The following is a 19,430-nucleotide window of genomic DNA, read 5'->3' on the forward strand; positions in this document are numbered from 1 at the left end:
CGGTTCGCGTGCCGGGCGCCGTTCGTCGCCGCCCCCTTTTCGCTGTCCGTCTTCCGCCCGCCCGGCCGGGCGCCGCGCGGCGGGGACGCCTGCGCGCTGTTCCTGCCGAACCGGTTGCCCGCCCGACGTCGGGGCAACCCTGCGGATCGCCTGTGCCGCGGCCGAGACGTCGTTCGCAACTTCTGCGCATCAAGGAGCACGATCATGGCCAACCTGGCTCAGGCCCGTACCGACGAGGATCTCGACCTGTCGACGCTCGCCGTCCCCGACCACGCGCGCATGCCGCCCTTCTCGCTGACGATGGCGTGGTGGGCCGTGTGCAGCGCGGTGTTCTACATCGTCGTGGGCGCCACGCTCGCGCTCACCTACGGCGCGCGCAACGCGCTGATCGGGATGGCGCTGTCGGTCGTGTCGTACGGCCTCGTCAACACGATCATCAGCCGCTATGCGATCCGCACGGGACTCTCGGTCGCGCTGTTCTCGCGCGTGCTGTTCGGCAGCGCCGGCGCGGCGCTCGCGACACTGATCTTCTTCGCGACCGCGATCTACTACGCGGTGTTCGAGGGCTCGGTGATCGCGGTTGCTGCGCACCACCAGTTTCCGGCACTCGACTACAAATGGGCCGCGCTGCTCGTCGTCTGCTACAGCGTGCCGCTCGTGTTCGGCAGCGTGCAGCACTGGCTCGACAAGTTCAACGGCGTGCTGCTGCCGTTCTACCTGCTCGGGCTCCTCGCGGCGGTCGGGCTCGCGACGGCCGAATACGGCTACAACGCGGCGTGGCTCGATTTCGGGCCGGCCGGCAACGCGCCGGCCGGCGGCTGGTGGCACTGCTTCGTCTACTACATGGGCGTGTGGGTGCTGATGATGTTCACGTTCGACTACGCGCGCTTCGGCCGCAAGGAAGACGTGGGTTATCACGGCCGCTTCAACTTCGGGATGCCGTTTTACCTCGTCACGTTTCTCGTCAACGGCGCGGCCGGCATCTATCTCGTCAGCACGATTCCGGGGCTCGGTACGCTCTCCGAAGTATCGGTCGTGCTCGCGCTGCTGAAGCTGATGGGCGTGTGGGGATTGCTGTTCGTGTGGGTCACGCAATCCCGCATCAATACCGCGAACTACTACCTCGCGACCGTCAACATGCAGGCGTTCTTCCTGAAGGTGGCCGGCGTGCGTGCGCCGAAGTTCGTGTGGGCACTCGTGGTCGGTGCGGTCGTCTATGCGCTGATGATGGCGGACATCTTCTCGCGAATCCTGCAGGCGCTCGCGTACCAGGGCATCTTCGTCGTCGCGTGGGTCGGCGTCGCGCTCGCGCACATCCTGTCCGACCGGTACGGGCAACTCGTCGGCGACGACGTCGAATGCCGCGACGCCCATGTGCCGACCTTCAATCCGGGCGGGCTGACCGCATGGTTCGCCGGTGCGTTCACGGGACTCGCGCTGAACCAGGCGACGGGGTTCGCCGCGTCGCTGTCGGCGCCCGCGACGTTCGTCGTGTCGTGGGTCGTCTATCGCGCGCTGCTGGGCACCGCGAAACGTACCTGGTTCGTGCGCAATACGTGACGGGGTACGCATGCCGCCGCGGGCCGCGCGACCGTCTGCCGCGCGCTGGCGTGATTCGCCGCGCCGTGGCCGCCGCGGGCCACCGCGCGCGTCATACGTGCGACGCGGCCCCGTCGATGGTCGCGCGCACCTTCGCGACGAGCAGTTCGTCGACCGGTGCCAGCACCTCGCCGCGCGGCCGCACACCCGAGCCGAAATGCACCGCGCGCACGCCGGTCGCGCGGACGAAATCGCCGACCGCATCGACCGTGAGCCCCGAGCCGGCCAGTACCGTGCAGGTCGAGCCTGCGGTCTGCCGCACCAGCCGCGTGATCGTCGCGACCGCGTCGAGCACCGACGGATGGCCGCCCGACGTCAGCACCGACGTGACGGCCGGCACGCGCAGCAGCGCGTCGAACGCGGCGTTGAGATCGCGCGACACGTCGAACGCGCGGTGGAACGTCAGCGCGCGGCCGTCCGCCGCGGCCGCGATGCGGGCCAGCGCGCCCAGATCGACGTCGCCGCGCGCGTCGAGCGCGCCGAACACGACGCCGTTCGCACCGGCCGCGACGGCCGCGCGCACGTCGCGCTCGATCACGCGCAGGTCGTCGGCGTCGTAGACGAACGACCGGCTGTGCGGCCGCACGATCACGTTGACGGGAATCGGCACGGCGGCCACGACGGCTTCGATCAGACCGACGCTCGGCGTCAACCCGCCTTCGGTGATCGCGGTCACGAGCTCGAGGCGGTCGGCGCCCGCGCGGGCGGCGGCCTTCGCGTCGCCGACGGTCGTGGCGATCACTTCGAGGAGGATGGAAGAAGCGGCGTTTCGGCTCATGGGCGGCCCGCGAATCGTCAGGACAATTCGCGCATCCTAGCCGAGCCGCGCGACGGGCGCCAGCGTGACGGGCGCCCCGCCGTCAGCGGCGCCCGGTCAGTCCCGTCGTCAGTCCCGTCGCGAGTTCCGCCGTCAGCCGCGCCGCGCGAGCCACACGCCGACGAGCGCGGACAGGCCGGTCGCCACGGCGCCGGGCGCGAACCGGAACATCCGCGCGTTCACGTCAACGCCCTGCTGCTGCATCACGTCGACGATCCCCGGCGCCAGCAGGAGCGTCACCCAGCCGATCATCCCGAACGCGGTGGTCGCGGACGCGACGATCAGTGCGATGCCCGCGCCACGCGCGCGCGGCCGGAACGCGCCGGCGAACGCGCCCACGGCCAGGAACACGGCCGACAGCACGAACAACACGGCGACGAACACGAGCATCGCCCGCGTATGGCCGAGCTTCATGAACGCCATCATCTGCGCGGTGATCACGCACATGCCCGCGATCGTGAACAGCACGATCGCGAGCGCGTTGCGCACGACGCTCATGCGCTCGCCTGACGGAAATACGCGGTCGCGGGGCGCCGGAACAGCAGGTAGACGAACAGGGCGAACAGCAGGACGCCGGGGATCAGCACCGCGAACATCGACGCCGGCATGTTGACGAACGAGAACGCGAAACCGAACACGGCCGTCACGATGTAGGCCTTGCGCGACCATTCGCGGCCCTTGAGGATCGCGATGCCGATCACGACGTTCACGGCTTCGATGAGCACGCTGATGCCGAGCGTCGCCCAGACGGGCAGCAGGTAGTGCGACAGCAGCGCCTGGGTGGTCGGCATGCCGATCGTGAATGGCGTATAGATGCACGTGATCGCGTTGGTCACGATGATGATCCACGCGAGAATGGTCAGCGAAATCGGTCTTTTCATTGTGTTTTCCTTGTTATTCGCCGCCATGGTGGCCCCCGGGACGGCGCGCCCGCGGTCACGATGGCCGCGGTCGCGCCATTGTCGGGGAAGCGCGGGGCGAGCGCAACGGGCCGCCCGCACCGGCCCGGGTCACCCTGCGCGCCGCCTGCGATACGCGCGTCGCTAGCCGGCGTCCGCTTCGTCGTCGATCCAGTCGATATCGCCGCACAGCACGCGCTGCGTATCGCCGACGCGCACGGCCACCGACAGCGTCACGCACGGCTGCGCCTCGTTGATGGACAGGTACGGCCGCGTGACCTGCACCCGCCCCGGCTCGGCGATCGCCGAGCGGAAATACGGCCGGCGCAGCCAGTTCGCGCCCTGTGCGTCCGCCAGCGGCGAAAAGCGTGCCTCGGCGAGCGCGCGGTCGGCGCGCAGCACGACGTTGCGGCCCGACTGGCGGCCGTGCGCGTCGAGCAGGAAGCAGCGCGCGGCCGCGTCGAGCGCGAGGAAGTTCCAGCACACCTCGTCGAGCGGCTCGCCGGCCGCGAGGCGCTCGGCCGCGCGTTCGAATGCGCGCAGGTACGGCGCGAGCCGCTGCGCATCGCGCCGCTCGCGCGCCTCGGTCTGCTGGCGGAAACGCTCGGTCAGCTCGCCGATGCAGCCCGTCGCGGCCGCGCTGTCGGGCAGCCCCGGCGCCGGCCGGCCGAAGTAGTAGCCCTGCACGAAATCGGCCTCGCACGACAGCGCGATCTGCGCCTCGTGCTCGGTCTCGATCCCCTCGACGAGCACCAGCTTGCCGGCCTCGTGCAGCAGCGTCACGAGCCCGTGCAGGATCGCGGTGAGCCCGGTGCGGTGCGCCGCGTGCGACAGCATGATCCGGTCGAGCTTCACGATGTCCGGGTTCAGTTGCCAGATCCGCTCGAGATTCGAGTGGCCCGCGCCGAAATCGTCGAGCGCGATCAGGAAACCGTGCGTGCGAAATTCGCGCACGGCCTCGGCCAGCCGCTCGACGTCCTCCGCGCGCTGTTCGAGCACTTCGAGCACGATGCGGCGCGGCGGCATGCCGAGCCGCTTCAGGTTCGCGAGCAGCGCGGCCGCCTGGAACGGGTCGGTGAGTACCCCCGGATGCACGTTGAGGAACAGCCACTCGCGCTCGGCGCCGAGCAGCGCGAAGTTCTCGAGATGCAGCGCCTGCGCGAGCCGGTCGAGCTGCAGCAGTTCGCCCTGGCGCGCGGCCTCGCCGAACACGTCGAGCGGCGACACCGCGCGGTCGAGCGCATCGTGCGCGCGCAGCAACGCCTCGTAGCCCACCGCACGCTGGTGCGACAGGCTGAAAATCGGCTGGAACACGGTCGTGAGCGTCAGGTCGCGGTGCTGCGTCGCCAGACGTTCGAGGCCGGAACTCACCTCCCGCTCGAACCGGTACGGCGACGCAGCGGCCGGACGCTCCTGTTGCACGATCGTCATGCCTTCCTCCTGGTAATGCCTTCGAACGCGGCGCCCGGCAAGGCGAACGGCGCGTGCAATGTCATGGTTGGACCCTCGGTTGCCCGGTCGACGCCGGACGGTTGACCAGCATCAAGCAAGCTCCGTGCAAGGCGCGTAGAACCCATGTGCCGCGCGGGCTCACCGGGCCGCCGCACCACCGTGGCACACGCACGACGCACCAGTTTCGTGCGCACGCACCGGCCGCTCGAACGCACCCGTCACGCTGTCACGCTACACTCCGTACGATCGTTTCATTCCCCGTATTCGCCGTATCGATGGAAATCGTCTTCACCGTCCTGATCCTGCTGCTGACCGTCGCGCTGTCCGGCGCCGTCACGCGCATCCTGCCGTTCCAGCTGCCGTTGCCGCTGATGCAGATCGCCTTCGGCGCGATGCTCGCTTGGCCGAAGCTGAACCTGCACGTCACGTTCGATCCCGAAATCTTCATGCTGCTGTTCATTCCGCCGCTGCTGTTCGCGGACGGCTGGCGGATTCCGAAGCGCGAGCTGTACCTGCAGCGCCGCGCGATCCTGATGCTCGCATTCGGGCTCGTGTTCATGACGGTACTCGCAGTGGGCTATTTCGCGCACTGGCTGATACCCGAGTTGCCGCTGCCGATCGCGTTCGCGCTCGCGGCCGTGCTGTCGCCCACCGACGCGGTCGCGCTGTCGGGCATCGCGGGAAAGGGCCGGATTCCGCCCCAGCTGATGCACATCCTCGAAGGCGAGGCGCTGATGAACGACGCGTCGGGCCTCGTCGCGCTGAAATTCGCGATCGCGGCCGCGCTGACGGGCATGTTCTCGCTGCGCGACGCGTCGGTCACGTTCGTGATCGTCGCGGCCGGCGGCCTTGCGACGGGCGCGATCGTGTCGTGGGTGTTCAGCGCGCTGTCGACGCGCTTCCTGAACGCCGAACAGGAAGGCGATCCGGCCCCCGGCATCGTGATGACGCTGCTCGTGCCGTTCGCGGCCTACCTGTTCGCCGAGCACCTCGAGCTGTCGGGCGTGCTGGCTGCCGTGTCGGCCGGGATGATGATGAATTACACGAGCTTCTCGCGCAAAAGCACCGTCGCTTCGCGCGTGCGCGCCGAAAGCACGTGGGCGATGATCGAGTTCGTGTTCAACGGCATGGTGTTCATCATGCTCGGGCTGCAACTGCCGCACATCATCGGCCGCACGCTCGTCGACGCGCACCACACGAGCGACGCGCTCGTCGGCCGGATGATCTTCAACGTCTGCGCGATGATGCTCGCGCTGTATGCGATCCGCTTCCTGTGGGTCTGGCTGCTGCGCTGGTTCGCGAGCCGTCGCGCCGCGCGGCAGGGCCTCGCCGGCACGATGGCCGGCATCCGCACGATCGCGGTGATGACGGTCGGCGGCGTGCGCGGCGCGGTCACGCTCGCCGGCGTGCTGTCGATTCCGGTCGCGCTGTCCGACGGCGTGCCGCTGCCGGGCCGCGATACCGCGATCTTCGTCGCGTCGGCGGTGATCCTCGGCTCGCTCGTCGTCGCGGTGATCGGCCTGCCGCTGCTGCTGCGCGGCGTGCGTTCGTCGCGCAGCCCGCTCGGCGACGAGGAACGCGCCGCGCGCGCGGCCGCCGCGCAGGCCGCGATCCGCGCGATCGACTCGTCGCACGACGCGATCTCGGCCGATCTCGACGAATCGGGTGCCGCGCGCTGCGCGGATATCTCCGCACGCGTGATGGACCAGTACCGCCGCCGCCTCGCGACGCTCGCCGAGGACGGCCCCACGCCGCGCGCCGAAGCGAAGCAGGCCGAAACGATGGAACTGCAGATGCGGATCGCGGCCGTGCGCGCGGAACGCACCGCGCTGTACCGGCTGCGCAGCGACAGCAAGATTTCAGACGAGACGCTGACGAAACTGCTGCGCGAGATCGACCTGTCGGAAACCGCGCTGTCGACGCGCAAGAAAGGCATTCTCTGACGGACGGCCGCCGCTGCCGGTGCGCAGCCGCCACTCATGAAAAAAACGGCGACGCACCCGCGTCGCCGTTTTCACATCCGCCCACCTCCGCCCGCGTGCGCGTTACTTCGCGACCACGACCGGAATCCCCTTCAGCATGCCCGCGCCCTTCATCTCGTCGAGCGCGTGCTGCACGGCCGCACTCGTCGCCGCGTCGATGCCGAGCTGCAGCGCGAACTCGCGCTCCGCGCGCTTCACGCCGGCCAGGTTGCGCACCTTCACGTGACCGAAGCCGCGCACGCGGGCGTGCAGGTCGGCCAGTTGCGCGACCTGCGCCGCATTGCCGGCCGTCATCGCGGCGAGCGCCCGTGCGAGCGTCGTCTCGTAGTCGTCGGCAAGCGCGCGTTCCATCCTGCGCTCGACGGTGCGGCCGAACGGATCGAGCCACGTGCCGCGCAGGCTGCGCACGCGCGCCAGCACGCCGAACACCGGCCACATCCACTGGCCGAACACGCGCTTCTTCGGCACGCTGCCGTCGCTGCCGGCCTTCGCGACCGTCGGCGGCGCGAGGTTGAACTTCACGCGATAGGCCTGCCCCGGCACGCCTTCGAACTGCGCTTCGAGCGCCGTGCGGAACGCGTCGTCCGTGTACAGCCGCGCGACCTCGTATTCGTCCTTCACCGCGAGCAGCCGGTAGAACGTCGTCGCGACCGCGCGCGTGAGTGAATCGTCGCCCTTCGCACGCGCCGCGCTCACGAGCGCACGGTAGCGCTCGACATAACGGGCGCCGCCGTATGCGTCGAGACGCGCTTCGCGATCGGCGATCAGCTCGGCGAGCGTTTCCGGCGCGGCATGCGCGGCCACCGTGTGGCGCGCGTTCCACAACGCATCGAGGCCCGCCGCGTCGCCGGCCGCCATCCGGCCGATCGAGAACGCAAGCTTGTTCATCGGCACCGCGACGTTGTTCAGCTCGATCGCGCGCATCATCGCCGCGAGCGACACCGGCACGAGGCCGAGCTGCCATGCATAACCGAGCATCAGGATGTTCGCGCCGATCGAGTCGCCGAGGAACTTCGCGGCGAGCGCCTGCGCGTCGCAGCTCGACAGGTAGCCGTCGCCGGCCGCGTGACGCATCTTCTCGAGCAGCGCGTCCGCATGCAGGTTCGCGTCGGGGTTCTGCACGAACGACGCATTCGGGATCCGGTGCGTGTTGACGACGATCCGCGAACGTTCGTGACGCACCGTCTGCAACGCCTCGGCGCTCGCGCCGACGACCATGTCGCACGCGAGCAGCACGTCGGCCTGCTGCGTGTCGATGCGCACCTGGTTCAGCCACCGGTCGTTCGACGCGATCCGCACGAACGACAGCACCGAGCCGCCCTTCTGCGCGAAGCCCATGAAGTCGAGCACCGACGCGCTCTTGCCTTCGAGGTGCGCGGCCATGCTGATCAGCGCGCCGACCGTCACGACGCCCGTGCCGCCCACGCCCGTCACGAGCATGTCGAACGGCGCCGCGTCGAGATGGGTCGCGGGCACCGGCAGCGCATCGACGCGCGCGGCGAGCGCGACTTCGTCGAATGCGGCACCGGCGGCCTTCTTCAGCGCCGCGCCTTCGACCGTCACGAAGCTCGGGCAGAAGCCGTTCACGCACGAATAGTCCTTGTTGCACGACGACTGGTCGATGCGGCGCTTGCGGCCGAGCGGCGTCTCGAGCGGCTCGACCGACAGGCAGTTCGACTGCACGCCGCAGTCGCCGCAGCCTTCGCACACCGCGTCGTTGATGAACAGGCGCTTGTCCGGGTCGGGGAATTCGCCCTTCTTGCGGCGGCGGCGCTTCTCGGCCGCGCAGGTCTGGTCGTAGATCAGCACGGTGACGCCCGGCGTCTCGCGCAGCTCGCGTTGCACCGTGTCGAGTTCGCTGCGGTGATGGAACGTCGTGCCTTTCGGGAACAGCCCGTGGTGACCGTCGTACTTCTCCGGTTCGTCGGACACGACGACGAAGCGCGACACGCCTTCCGCCTCGACCTGCCGCGCGATCTGCGGCACCGAGATGCTGCCGTCGACCGGCTGGCCGCCCGTCATCGCGACCGCGTCGTTGTAGAGGATCTTGTACGTGATGTTCGCCTTCGCGGCCACGGCCTGGCGGATCGCGAGGATGCCCGAATGGAAGTAGGTGCCGTCGCCGAGGTTCTGGAACACGTGCTTCGTGTTGGTGAACATCGCGTGCGCGGCCCAGTCGACGCCCTCGCCGCCCATCTGGATCAGCCCCGTCGTGTCGCGCTCCATCCACGACGCCATGAAGTGGCAGCCGATGCCGGCCTGTGCGATCGAGCCTTCCGGCACCTTCGTCGACGTGTTGTGCGGGCAGCCCGAGCAGAAGTACGGCGTGCGCTTCACGGCATCCGCCTCGTTCGACAGGATCTGCGGCGCGACGAGATCGACGACGCGCTCGCGGCGGTCGAGCGCCGGCTTGTGGCGCGCGAGCCATTCGGCGAACACGGGCAGGATGCGCGACGGGCGCAGCTCGCCGAGCCCGGACAGCAGGCAGGCGCCTTCGGCATCGTGCTTGCCGAGCACGCGCGGGCGCGCGCCCTCGGTGCGGTTGTACAGGTAGTCCTTGATCTGCTGCTCGATGACCGGGCCCTTCTCCTCGATCACGAGCACTTCGGCGAGCCCGTCGACGAAGGTCTCGATGCGCGTCATCTCGAGCGGATACGACAGGCCGACCTTGTAGATCCGCACGCCGGCCGCGTCGAGGTCGGCCACCGTCAGGTCGAGGCGGCGCAGTGCTTCCATCAGGTCGAGGTGCGCCTTGCCGCACGTGACGATGCCGACGTTCGCCTGCGCGCTCGGCGCGATCCACTTGTCGATGCTGTGGGTGCGCGCGAAATGGCGCACCGCGTCGAGCTTCGCGGCGAGGCGCGCTTCGATCGTCAGGCTCGGCAGGTCCGGCCAGCGGTTGTGCAGGCCGCCCGCCGGCGGCGTGAAGCCTTCGGGCGCCGGCCAGTGCGTCTGCAGCGCGTCGAGGTCGACGGTCGAGCCCGACTCGACCGTTTCGGAGATCGCCTTGAAACCGACCCACGCGCCCGAGTAGCGCGACAGCGCCCAGCCGTACAGGCCGAATTCGAGCATGTCGGCGATGTTCGCCGGGTTCACGACCGGCATGTGCCACGCGATCATCGCGAAGTCGCTCTGGTGCGGCATCGACGACGACACGCAGCCGTGGTCGTCGCCCGCGACGACCAGCACGCCGCCATGCGGCGACGAGCCGTACGCGTTGCCGTGCTTCAGCGCGTCGCCCGCGCGATCGACGCCCGGGCCCTTGCCGTACCACATCGCATACACGCCCTCGACCGTGCGCTCGGGATCGGCCTCGACGCGCTGCGTGCCGAGCACGGCCGTGCCGCCGAGTTCCTCGTTGATCGCGGGCAGGAAGCGCACGCCGCCGGCGTCGAGCAGTTTCTTCGCCTTCCACAGCTGCTGGTCGACCATGCCGAGCGGCGAACCGCGATAGCCGCTGACGAAGCCGGCCGTGTTGAGCCCCTGTTCGGCGTCGACGGTGCGCTGCATCAGCAGCAGGCGAACCAGCGCCTGCGTGCCGGTCAGGAAGATCCGGCCGCGCGTCGCGGTCAGGTTGTCGGTCAGGCGGTAGTCGGACAGGGCGGGCGTGCCATCGACGGGCAAGCGGGCGGTCATGGGGGAAGTCTCCTGATTGTGCTGTTCTGGGCTGCGCGGCAGGCGCCGGACGACGCGTGGGGGACGGCAGCGAATGGCTCTATTTTTTCGCGCGCAGCCGAGAATGTTTTTTCTCATCTTGCTCGGACGGGGCTGTAGCGAGAAAAACTGCGCAGGTTTTTGACCGAATTTGAGATAGTTCTCGCGCGCGGCGGCCGGGCGGGATGGGCGACGTGTCGGGGCAGAGGGGCCGTTTGCCGGGAACGCGCGGGGTTGCCCGACGACGGTTCAGGTATGCGGTGGCTGTCGCTCGAGCCCCGTGTGACAAGGGTTTCGGCGGGTGGAGGCGGTCACGCTCACCGTTGAAATGCACAGCGTTCCGATTGGGTGGCGGCGCGGGATGTCCACAATCCCGCTCTCGTGCTCACCATTCGATTGCACAGGGTTTCGAGTGGCGCAGGGGCCGGGATATCCACACCGTCATCGGCATGCGCCACGCTCGAGTGCCGGCGCTCACCATTGAAATTCACAGCGCGGCGAGTGGGTTTCGGCGATGGATATCCACACTGGAAATGGTGCATGGCGTCGATCCGGCGTTCACCCTCACCGATCGAATACACAGGGGCGCGACTGGGTTTGTCGGCCGGTATCTCGCTCGGACAGGCCGGCCGAAACCCGCATGCTGCACAATCGCGGGCTCGCGCTCACCGTTGCGATGCACAGGGCTTCGAGTGGCTGCCATGGCGGTTATCCACTTCAGATCCGGCAGAACCGCCCAGCCACGCGGGCACCCTCACCGTTGAAAACCACAGCGCTTCGAGTGATCCGGCGAGCAGGATATCCACATGGGCGAGAATCCGCCGAGCGGCTGCGGATGCGCGCCCAGGAAGGCGCTGCGGGCCGGCATTCCGTGCCGGAAGGGCCTCATGGGCCTCCGGTTGAGCGCTGATGCTGACCGTCGCAGCGCTTCGAGCGATCCAGGATGCAGGATATCCACATGGGTGAGAATCCGCCGAGCAATGGCGGGGGCCCGGAAGCGCCACCGCGCCGGCATTCCGTGCCGGAAGTGACTCATCGGCCGGTCGAGCGCTGATGCTCACCGTCGCAGCACTTCGAGCGATCCGGGACGCAAGATATCCACATGGACGAGAATCTGCCGAGCAATGGTGGGGGCCCGGGAGCGCCACCGCGCCGGCATTCCGTGCCGGAAGCGGCTCATCGGCCGGTCGAGCGCTGAGGCTCACCGTGGAAATGCACAGTGCCGCGAGTCGTTTCGGCTGTCGGATATCCACACGGAGCCCCTGCTGTCTTCGCTCACATGCTCGCGTGCGGACCGGACGTGCACGACGCTTCAGGTGGTGTTGGCTTGGGCTTGGGCTTGGGCTTGGGCTTGGGCTTGGGCTTGGGCTTGGGCTTGGGCTTGGGCTTGGGCGGCCGAATGATCGCATTCTGGTGCTCTGACCGCCTATCGCGTGTTGATGCGCGCCTTTGCGGGCACGTCGAGTCGCTCGCGAATGCGGCGATGCGCGGCAAAATCGGCGCATTGCAGACCACTCCACCGCGCTCACCGTTAGAATGCACGGCCCTTCGGGTGGCAGCCGATAGCGGGATATCCACGTCGCGGCGCATCCGCGGTTCGGCCACGATGCGCGCGTTCGGCTAGAATGCGCGGCACGCCGAACCTCGACAAAAGTCAGGAAACCCCGCCGGGAAAGGCGCGCAGCGGGATCGCGCGTCGCCCCTCACCGTCGAATTCCACAGCATTTCGCCTCGTTCCGTGGGCGAGTTGTCCACAACCCGCTTCATGCCCTTCGCATCATCCGGCGCCCTCACCTGTGAAATGCACAGGGCGCCGAGTCGTTTCGGCGCGAGGATATCCACATCCGATCACGCTGCGCGACCTTCGTCGAAACATCGGCAAGCGCGGCCAGAGCCTCCACCGGCGACTATCGGGCAGACACCGGAAAGCCCCATCCGGGCGGCCTCGACGACACCCTCACCATTCAAATGCACAGCGTTTCGAGTCGCCCCGGGAGTTGGTTATCCACATCCGCTCCTGCCAGACTGCTTCGAACGGGCGCGCGCCCTCGTGCCGCGTCATTCGGTAATCGACCGGATGACCGCTGCCGGATTACCGCCAACCAGCACATTCGGCGCAACATCCCGCGTGACGACGGCCCCGGCCGCGACCACCGAGTTCTCGCCCACCGTCACACCGCCGACGATCGTCGCGCCGGCGCCGATCCATACGTTGCGTTCGATCACGATCGGCTTTGCGACGACGAAATCGCGCCGCCGCGAAGGTTCGACGGGATGGCCCGACGTGATGAGACTGACGTTCGGCCCGATCATCACGTCGTCGCCGATCGCGAGCCCGCCGAGATCGTAGAACGTGCAGTTCTGGTTGACGAACACGTTGCGACCGAGCTTCATGCCGGTGCCGCCCGTCGCATGGAACGGCGGGATCAGCACGAAGCCGTCATCCACCGGCGTGCCGATCAGTTCACCGAATAATGCGCGGACTTCGGCGGCATCGTCGAATGTCAGGCGGTTGATCCGCGCGGTGATCGCCATCGCGCGTTTGACCTCGGCCACCATGGCCGCCGATTCCGGTGTTCTGCGTGGAATGATCGTGGTGCGATCGTCGTTTGCCATGCGTGACTTGTCTCCCGTGATTTCCCTGTTTCGTGTCGCATCGGCGAACGCGGCCGGATGCGAGTCTTGCCGTACGCGCGGCCACTGCGGGCCTCGCGATGCCGCGCAAGTGACGCCGGCTTGCGCCGGAGTTTTTCACCTTGTTCATAACTAGTATCAATATGACTAGTTATTTACGCACCCCCTTGTCACATCGGACTCTGCCCGGTTTTCCACTTGAAACGTCACACGTCCGGCCATCACTTGCCGCTAGGCGCTCCTCACCGGACGCCCCTAGCCGGTCGCCCCTGTCCGAACCTCTTGCGCTCGGGTACGCTTGAGCATCCACCGGACCGACAGCTGCACCCAATCACGGAGGCACGATGAAGCTCTACTACTGGCCGAAGACCCGGGCATTCCGGGCGTTGTGGATGCTCGAAGAGCTCGGCGTGGTGTACGAACTCGTGCCGATCGACCTGCGCTCGCACGAACAGGGCAGCGACGCGTTCGTGCAGGTCAACCCGATGGCCAAGCTGCCCGCGCTCGACGACGGCAGCGTGCCGTTCGCCGAATCGGGCGCCGTTCTGCTCTATCTTGCCGACCGCTGCCCGGGTGCCGGGCTCGGCATCGCACCCGACGATCCGCTGCGCGGCCGCTTTCTCCAATGGATGTTCTTCACGCCGACCTGCCTCGAACCGGCGATGGCCGAAAAATTCACCGGCGCGTCGGGCAATCCGGTCGCATTCGGCTGGGGCAACATCACGCGCGTGCAACGCGCACTCGCGCAAGCGCTCGCCCATCATCCATGGCTCGTCGGCGACCGCTTCACCGCGGCCGACCTGCTGCTCGCCAGCACGCTGAAGATCGCATTCGACGCGCATCTGCTGCCGCACGAAGGCGTGCTCGGCGACTACGTCGCGCGCGCCGAGGACCGCGACGCGTTCCGCCGCGCGGCCGCGATCGAACAGCGCGAAGCGGCGCGCCTGCTGCATGCGTGACGCGTAGCGCGCGGGCGGTGCCGCCAGCCGCCCGCGCGCGTACCTACGCGGCCGGGCCCGGCGCCGCTGTGTCGGCATCGACCACCGCGCCCGGCGAACCGCGCTCGTCGGTATCGGTGTCGACCGGCACGACTTCATGAAAATGCGTGTAGTCGATGTGCGTGATGCCGTCTTCGTCATGCATCAGGTCGACATAGCGGTGACGCCAGCGGATGTCGCCATGCACCCACGTGTGACGCGCCTGCATCACCTGCGCGGTCGTCTCGTCCGAGCCTTCGATCGTGATCAGCAACGACGCGTCGCGCGCGGCGAGCGATTCGGGCGTCTCGCCGAACAGCGCGCTCGATTCGTCGATCACGTGCATCAGGTTCCAGCCGAGCAGGAAAATCGGGTGCTCGCTGCGCACGAGCGGCAGGTCGTGGATCTTGCGCAGCGTGTAGCCCTCGTGCGTGCCCTCGATCCGCATCAGCCGCAATTTCGCCTGCGCCTCGGCAATCACGTTCTGGCGCGCGTTCGCGGCGCGCACCATCAGCGTCATCCTGCCGTTCAGCGGCCGGACGATCGCGTAGCGCGCGAACAGGATCTTCGCCTGCGGCCGCGAAAACCGCGCGAACACGAGCCCCGTGGCCAGCGCGATGCCCGACATCCCGATGAAGATCTCGAACGTCGCGACCAGGTGCGCATAGACGGTCTGCGGATGCATGTCGCCGTAGCCGACGGTCGCGAGCGTCTCGACGCTGAAGAAGAATGCGCCGCCGAACCCGGGCGGCGACTGGTTCGCGATCGACGCGTGGCCGAGCAGGTAGAGCGTTGCAAAGCCGCCGTTGAGCAGCAGGAACAGCACGGCGAGCGACAGGAAGAAAACGGGCCAGCTCACCGTCAGCGCGCGGTGATAGAGGTCGCGCCAGCCGAGCGGCGGCATCCCGTACGCGATGACCGGGCGTGTGCCCGACCAGATCTTGCGGCCACGGCCGCGGGAGGCTGGGGAGGACGAATCGACATTCATCGCGCGGTGCCGGAAGCAGGAAGGCGATGAGCGTAGCACGCGCCGCCGCGGCCGGGTATGCGTGCCGGTTCGGAATGGACGTCCGCCGCGCCGCCGGCCGCCCGGCACAAAAAAGCCGGCCGCGGAAGCGGCCGGCTGCGTCGTCAGCGTGCGGACAGGCGCGCAGTGTGCGCGGCGCTCACTTCCGGTCGACGATCACCTGGTCGAACGTGCCGCCGTCCGCGAAATGCGTCTTCTGCGCGTTCGCCCAGCTGCCGAATACCTGCTCGACGCTGAACGTCTTCAGCGGCTTGAACTCGGCAGCATGCTTCTTCAGCACGTTCGCGTCGCGCGGGCGCAGATGGTGCTGCGCGATGATCTCCTGCGCTTCCGGCGTGTACAGGTAGTCGAGATACGCCTGCGCGACCTTGCGCGTGCCCTTCTTGTCGACGACCTTGTCGACGACGGCGACGGGCGGCTCCGCGAGGATGCTCGCCGACGGATACACGGCGTCGAACTGCGCGCCCGACACACCGGTGTCCATCAGCGCGACTTCGTTCTCGAACGTGACCAGCACGTCGCCGATGCCGCGCTGCGTGAACGTCGTCGTCGCGCCCCGGCCGCCGGAGTCGAGCACCGGCACGTTGCGGAAGATCGCCTTCTCGAAGTCGATCGCCTGCTGGTCGGTCGCGCCCTTCTGCTTCTGGAAGCCCCATGCGGCGAGATACGCATATCGACCGTTGCCCGACGTCTTCGGGTTCGCGATGATCACCTGAACACCCGGCTTCGCGAGATCGCTCCAGTCCTTGATCGCCTTCGGGTTGCCCTTGCGCACCAGGAACACCATCGTGGTCGAGTACGGCGAGCTGTTGTCCGGGAAACGCGCACGCCAGTCCTTCGGCAGCAACTGGCCGCGCTCGGCGAGCAGGTCGATGTCGTTCGGCTGGTTCATCGTCACGACGTCGGCCTGCAGCCCCTGCAGCACCGACAGCGCCTGCGCGCTCGACGCGCCGTGCGACTGCTTGATCGCGACCGTCTCGCCGGTCTTCTGCTTGTACGCGGCGGCAAAGCCCGTGTTGATGTCCTTGTACAGCTCGCGCGTCACGTCGTACGACACGTTCAGGATCGACGTGTCCGCGTGCGCGGCCGACGCCGCCACGACCAGCGCCGCCGCCGCGCCCGTGTGCAGCCAGCGGCCGATCCCCTTCATGCTTGCCATCGTGATATGCCCCGTTTCCAGTGGTGGTGAATGTGCGTGACGGCACGCGTACGCGCTGTCATCGAAACGTAAGCGGGCATTCTAGCGGCCGGGCGCGGCGCGCTTTCCAATCAGTCGTGGAAAGCAAATCTCGATTCCTGCTAAACGGCGCGGACACTCGCGTGCGCATCGATTCCGGTGTTAAGATCGCCGCTCAGCCCATTCACGGTTCCTCCATGTCCGCTGCCCTGCGCTCGCTTCCGATCCTCGCCGCCGTCGCGGCAGGTGCGCGCGCGGCCGGGCTGAAACTGAAAAAACGACTCCTCGACTGACGGGGACGTCGCGTCCCGTCAGGCGAATGCCGGACGGGATGCCCGCAGGTCGTTTCATTCTCCTTGCACGCATGCCTCGCTCCGGCCCTCCGCCGGCGGAACGGTTCCTTCCCACTCCGTTTCCACCATGAGGCTTTGCATGAACACACGTTTCGAAGGTATCTGGCTGCCGATCATCACGCCGTTCCACCACGGCGAAGTCGACCATGCCGCGCTCGCGCGACTCGCGCGCCACTATGCGGGCGCGGGCATCGCGGGCTTCGTCGCGGGCGCGACGACGGGTGAAGGCGTGCTGCTCGACGCACGCGAACAGGACGCCGTGTTCGCGACGCTGCGCGACGCGGCGCCCGGACTGCCGATCGTCGTCGGGCTGACCGCGAGCGCGACGCATTTCGCGGCCGCGCGTGCGCGCGAACTCGCGACATTGCGGCCCGACGGGCTGCTCGTCACGCCGCCCGTGTACGTGCGGCCGACGCAGGACGGCATCCGCCGCCACGTCGAGGCGATCGTCGACGCGGCCGACCTGCCGGTGCTCGTCTACAACATCCCGTACCGCACCGGCGTGAACGTCGAACTGGACACGCTGCAGGCGCTTGCGCGCGACCCGCGCGTCGCGGGCATCAAGGAATGCGGCGGCACGCTCGACCGAATGAACCGGCTCGTGCACGACACGCCGCTCGCGATCCTGTCCGGCGACGACAACCAGAACTTCGCGGCGATGTGCGCCGGTGCGCACGGCGCGATCGCGAGCAGCGCGCACGTGCTGCCCGAATGGCATGTGCGCATCCATGCGCTGCTGCGCGACGGCCGGCTCGCCGATGCGCGGCGCCTGTCGGTCGCGTTGCAGCCGCTCGTCGCGGCGCTGTTCGCGGAGCCGAATCCGGCACCGGTGAAGGCCGTGCTGGCCGCGCAAGGGTGGTGCGAGGACGGGTTGCGGCTGCCGTTCGTGCCGGCGAGCGAAGGGTTGCGGGAGCGGCTGGCCGCGCTCTGCGCGGAACTGGACGAAACCGCACCGGACGCCGCAGCGGCATGACCCGCGACGCCTCGTGAGGCGCCGGCGACCGACGGCTTTCGTGCCGACAAATTGCTTCAAACTGTCAGAACGAGAGACAGGCCGTACCGTGCAAGATGGGTATCGGCCGTCACGAGCTGAAGCGGCTCGAGCCGTGCCTGCGCGACCAGCAAGCGATCGAACGGATCGCGATGGTGGTGCGGCAAATCACGCACTGCCGCACCATGCACGGCACGAACCGGTAGCTCGCGAATCCCGCTCGAGCCGATTGCGCGGATCAGCTTGCCGACGTCGATATCGAGCTTCCCCAAGCCGGCCTTGATGGCGGCCTCCCAGATACTCGCGCTGCTGACGAAACGCTCGTCGGCGGCCGAAATCAGTCGGCGCGCCCGTGCGCTGAGCTTGGGGTCATCGGTCACGATCCACAAAAAGACGTGCGTATCGAGCAACAGCCGCATCAGCACCCTTCGAACGCATCCAGCAGGTAATCGGGCAGCGGCGCATCGAAATCGTCCGCGATCCGGGCCTGCCCTTGCAGGACACCGAACCGAACGGGCGGATTGGCAGACGCGGGGCGATCGGCTGACGCCCCGTCATCGAGGATCGTGGTATCTGCCCGTTGGGCCGGATCGACCGCACCAGCGCCGGGCGTATTCGCGTTTTGCATGATGACCTCCGTTTCAAGTGATCATCACTGTAGTCAGGTTCACCCGATCGATCCATTCGGCCAATCGGCAGAGGGGCTGCCGAACCGCAACCCGCGGCGGCAATCGAACGTTTCGTCACGCCGCCAGCGCCGCCACCGCCCCCTCCGTCGCATCCCGCACCGCCTGCGTCACGATCCACGCGAGCCGGTCGACGGTCGGCGTCGCCGACGACGTGCGCCGCAGCAGGATCAACGGCAGGCTCGGCAACGCCGGCAATCCGAGCGAAGCCGCATCGAGCACGCGCACCGACGCGGGCAGTCCGTAATGCGAACGCACCGTCAGCCCGAGGCCGGCCGCCGCCGCGGCCCATAACCCGGCGAGACTCGGCGTCGTGAATGCAACGCGCCACGGCACGCCCGCGCGGTCGAGCGCATCGGTCGCGGCGCCGAAGAACCGGCACGGCCGGTCGAACACGACGAGCGGCAGCGCCTCGCCCGCGGCACGGCCGCCCGCCGAGGCGTGCACGGCAGCCGCCCCGACTTCCGCCCCAATTTGCGCCCCTTCATCGGCCCCACCCGGCACGCCGAACCCGCCCGCCCCCGCCGCCCCGACCCACTGCATCGGCACCTGCGCGATCACGTCGCTGTCGATACCCGGCCGCGACAGCAGCGCAGCCGACACCGGATCGCCCCACACCAGCGCGAGATCGAGCTGGTTCGCGTCGAGCCGGTCGAGCAGGTCGGCATTGCGCGCCACGCGCGCCTCGATCCTCACCTTCGGATGCGCGCGCGCAAACCGCCCGAGCACGTCGGGCAAAATCGCCTCGCCGAAATCCTCCTGCAACCCGACGCGCACCCAGCCGTCGAGATTGACGCCGCGCACGGCCGCGGCCGCCTCGTCGTTCAGCTCGATCATCCGCCGCGCATAACGCAGCATCGCGTCGCCGGCATCGGTCAGCGCAAGCCCGCGCCCGGATTTCACGAACAACGGCGTGCCGGCCTGCTCCTCGAGCTTGCGGATCTGCGCGCTCACCGCCGACGACGAGCGCGCGACGCGGTCGGCCGCCTTCGCGAAACTGCCGAGATCCACGCCCGCGACGAGGCTGCGCAGCGCCGCCACGTCGAAGTTGGGCCGGGCCAGCGCGGCATCGGCCAGCGCGAGCGACTCGCCGCCGCCGCGTGGAGTGTCTTGTCCGGGCATTTCAACCATCCTGTTTTATCGAACGATTCATCAAGAACTTTCCGATTTTCAGGATGAATG

At 68.3% G+C, this 19,430-nt stretch carries 16 protein-coding genes; 5 read left to right on the top strand and 11 right to left on the bottom strand.

Annotated elements, in window-relative coordinates:
• The first annotated feature begins 204 nt into the window (after positions 1-204).
• Complete coding sequence (locus L810_RS05670; RefSeq protein WP_021157414.1) at positions 205-1,560, top strand: purine-cytosine permease family protein; 1,356 nt, start codon at positions 205-207, stop codon at positions 1,558-1,560.
• A gap of 91 nt (positions 1,561-1,651) precedes the next feature.
• Here L810_RS05670 and L810_RS05675 read toward each other — a convergent pair whose 3' ends face one another.
• The 4 genes from L810_RS05675 to L810_RS05690 form a co-directional block, all read right to left on the bottom strand.
• The gene (locus tag L810_RS05675; RefSeq protein WP_021157415.1) at positions 1,652-2,377 is read right to left on the bottom strand and encodes a copper homeostasis protein CutC; all 726 of its coding nucleotides are present in this window, start codon (positions 2,375-2,377) and stop codon (positions 1,652-1,654) included.
• Positions 2,378-2,509: 132 nt separating this feature from the next.
• Positions 2,510-2,914, bottom strand: coding sequence for a hypothetical protein (locus L810_RS05680; protein ID WP_021157416.1), 405 nt, complete (start codon positions 2,912-2,914; stop codon positions 2,510-2,512).
• A complete protein-coding gene (locus tag L810_RS05685; RefSeq protein ID WP_042973415.1) occupies positions 2,911-3,297 on the bottom strand; it encodes a hypothetical protein in 387 nt (128 codons plus the stop codon). Before L810_RS05685 ends, L810_RS05680 begins: the two co-directional genes overlap by 4 nt.
• 162 nt (positions 3,298-3,459) lie before the next feature.
• Positions 3,460-4,746, bottom strand: coding sequence for a sensor domain-containing phosphodiesterase (locus L810_RS05690; RefSeq protein WP_042973380.1), 1,287 nt, complete (start codon positions 4,744-4,746; stop codon positions 3,460-3,462).
• A 296-nt stretch (positions 4,747-5,042) separates the two neighbouring features.
• Between L810_RS05690 and L810_RS05695 the strand changes: the two genes are divergently transcribed.
• Positions 5,043-6,710: a Na+/H+ antiporter gene (locus L810_RS05695; protein ID WP_021157418.1), complete on the top strand. Its 1,668-nt coding sequence runs from the start codon at positions 5,043-5,045 to the stop codon at positions 6,708-6,710.
• Between the two features lie 102 nt (positions 6,711-6,812).
• On the opposite strand, the gene L810_RS05700 is transcribed toward L810_RS05695, so the two are convergent.
• Together L810_RS05700 and L810_RS05710 are read right to left on the bottom strand one after the other, a co-directional pair.
• Positions 6,813-10,385, bottom strand: coding sequence for an indolepyruvate ferredoxin oxidoreductase family protein (locus tag L810_RS05700; RefSeq protein WP_021157419.1), 3,573 nt, complete (start codon positions 10,383-10,385; stop codon positions 6,813-6,815).
• A 2,076-nt stretch (positions 10,386-12,461) separates the two neighbouring features.
• Positions 12,462-13,019, bottom strand: coding sequence for a sugar O-acetyltransferase (locus tag L810_RS05710; protein ID WP_042973388.1), 558 nt, complete (start codon positions 13,017-13,019; stop codon positions 12,462-12,464).
• Between the two features lie 362 nt (positions 13,020-13,381).
• Here L810_RS05710 and L810_RS05715 point away from each other — a divergent pair, with 362 nt between their 5' ends.
• Positions 13,382-13,996, top strand: coding sequence for a glutathione S-transferase family protein (locus tag L810_RS05715; RefSeq protein ID WP_021157423.1), 615 nt, complete (start codon positions 13,382-13,384; stop codon positions 13,994-13,996).
• Between the two features lie 43 nt (positions 13,997-14,039).
• Here the strand turns inward: L810_RS05715 and L810_RS05720 are convergent, their stop codons facing one another.
• Together L810_RS05720 and L810_RS05725 are read right to left on the bottom strand one after the other, a co-directional pair.
• Entirely contained in the window at positions 14,040-15,002 is a 963-nt protein-coding gene (locus L810_RS05720) for an ion channel (RefSeq protein ID WP_021157424.1), read from the bottom strand.
• Positions 15,003-15,180: 178 nt separating this feature from the next.
• On the bottom strand, positions 15,181-16,200 hold the full coding sequence (locus tag L810_RS05725) for a sulfate ABC transporter substrate-binding protein (protein WP_027788981.1): 1,020 nt from the start codon (positions 16,198-16,200) through the stop codon (positions 15,181-15,183).
• 161 nt (positions 16,201-16,361) lie between these two features.
• Here L810_RS05725 and L810_RS48675 point away from each other — a divergent pair, with 161 nt between their 5' ends.
• A complete protein-coding gene (locus L810_RS48675; RefSeq protein WP_021157426.1) occupies positions 16,362-16,511 on the top strand; it encodes a hypothetical protein in 150 nt (49 codons plus the stop codon).
• 139 nt (positions 16,512-16,650) lie between these two features.
• The gene (gene dapA / locus L810_RS05735; RefSeq protein ID WP_021157427.1) at positions 16,651-17,544 is read left to right on the top strand and encodes a 4-hydroxy-tetrahydrodipicolinate synthase; all 894 of its coding nucleotides are present in this window, start codon (positions 16,651-16,653) and stop codon (positions 17,542-17,544) included.
• Positions 17,545-17,600: 56 nt separating this feature from the next.
• Here the strand turns inward: dapA and L810_RS05740 are convergent, their stop codons facing one another.
• From L810_RS05740 to L810_RS05750, 3 genes are all read right to left on the bottom strand, one after another.
• Positions 17,601-17,981, bottom strand: a complete 381-nt coding sequence (locus tag L810_RS05740) for a type II toxin-antitoxin system VapC family toxin (RefSeq protein WP_042973416.1) — start codon at positions 17,979-17,981, stop codon at positions 17,601-17,603.
• The gene (locus L810_RS05745) at positions 17,981-18,190 is read right to left on the bottom strand and encodes a hypothetical protein (RefSeq protein ID WP_021157429.1); all 210 of its coding nucleotides are present in this window, start codon (positions 18,188-18,190) and stop codon (positions 17,981-17,983) included. Before L810_RS05745 ends, L810_RS05740 begins: the two co-directional genes overlap by 1 nt.
• 115 nt (positions 18,191-18,305) lie before the next feature.
• The gene (locus L810_RS05750; RefSeq protein ID WP_021157430.1) at positions 18,306-19,370 is read right to left on the bottom strand and encodes a LysR substrate-binding domain-containing protein; all 1,065 of its coding nucleotides are present in this window, start codon (positions 19,368-19,370) and stop codon (positions 18,306-18,308) included.
• Positions 19,371-19,430 lie beyond the last annotated feature (60 nt).

This window comes from Burkholderia sp. AU4i, assembly GCF_000466765.1.
GTDB lineage: Bacteria > Pseudomonadota > Gammaproteobacteria > Burkholderiales > Burkholderiaceae > Burkholderia > Burkholderia cepacia.

Excerpts from the sequence above, each read along its gene's own strand:
- L810_RS05700 (WP_021157419.1), bottom strand. The coding sequence starts at position 10,385 with ATGACCGCCCGCTTGCCCGTCGATGGCACGCCCGCCCTGTCCGACTAC.
- L810_RS05695 (WP_021157418.1), top strand. The coding sequence starts at position 5,043 with ATGGAAATCGTCTTCACCGTCCTGATCCTGCTGCTGACCGTCGCGCTG.
- L810_RS05685 (WP_042973415.1), bottom strand. The coding sequence starts at position 3,297 with ATGAAAAGACCGATTTCGCTGACCATTCTCGCGTGGATCATCATCGTG.
- L810_RS05720 (WP_021157424.1), bottom strand. The coding sequence starts at position 15,002 with ATGAATGTCGATTCGTCCTCCCCAGCCTCCCGCGGCCGTGGCCGCAAG.
- L810_RS05745 (WP_021157429.1), bottom strand. The coding sequence starts at position 18,190 with ATGCAAAACGCGAATACGCCCGGCGCTGGTGCGGTCGATCCGGCCCAA.
- L810_RS05750 (WP_021157430.1), bottom strand. The coding sequence starts at position 19,370 with ATGCCCGGACAAGACACTCCACGCGGCGGCGGCGAGTCGCTCGCGCTG.
- L810_RS05715 (WP_021157423.1), top strand. The coding sequence starts at position 13,382 with ATGAAGCTCTACTACTGGCCGAAGACCCGGGCATTCCGGGCGTTGTGG.
- L810_RS05670 (WP_021157414.1), top strand. The coding sequence starts at position 205 with ATGGCCAACCTGGCTCAGGCCCGTACCGACGAGGATCTCGACCTGTCG.
- L810_RS05725 (WP_027788981.1), bottom strand. The coding sequence starts at position 16,200 with ATGGCAAGCATGAAGGGGATCGGCCGCTGGCTGCACACGGGCGCGGCG.
- L810_RS05710 (WP_042973388.1), bottom strand. The coding sequence starts at position 13,019 with ATGGCAAACGACGATCGCACCACGATCATTCCACGCAGAACACCGGAA.
- L810_RS05680 (WP_021157416.1), bottom strand. The coding sequence starts at position 2,914 with ATGAGCGTCGTGCGCAACGCGCTCGCGATCGTGCTGTTCACGATCGCG.
- L810_RS05740 (WP_042973416.1), bottom strand. The coding sequence starts at position 17,981 with ATGCGGCTGTTGCTCGATACGCACGTCTTTTTGTGGATCGTGACCGAT.
- dapA (WP_021157427.1), top strand. The coding sequence starts at position 16,651 with ATGAACACACGTTTCGAAGGTATCTGGCTGCCGATCATCACGCCGTTC.
- L810_RS05690 (WP_042973380.1), bottom strand. The coding sequence starts at position 4,746 with ATGACGATCGTGCAACAGGAGCGTCCGGCCGCTGCGTCGCCGTACCGG.
- L810_RS05675 (WP_021157415.1), bottom strand. The coding sequence starts at position 2,377 with ATGAGCCGAAACGCCGCTTCTTCCATCCTCCTCGAAGTGATCGCCACG.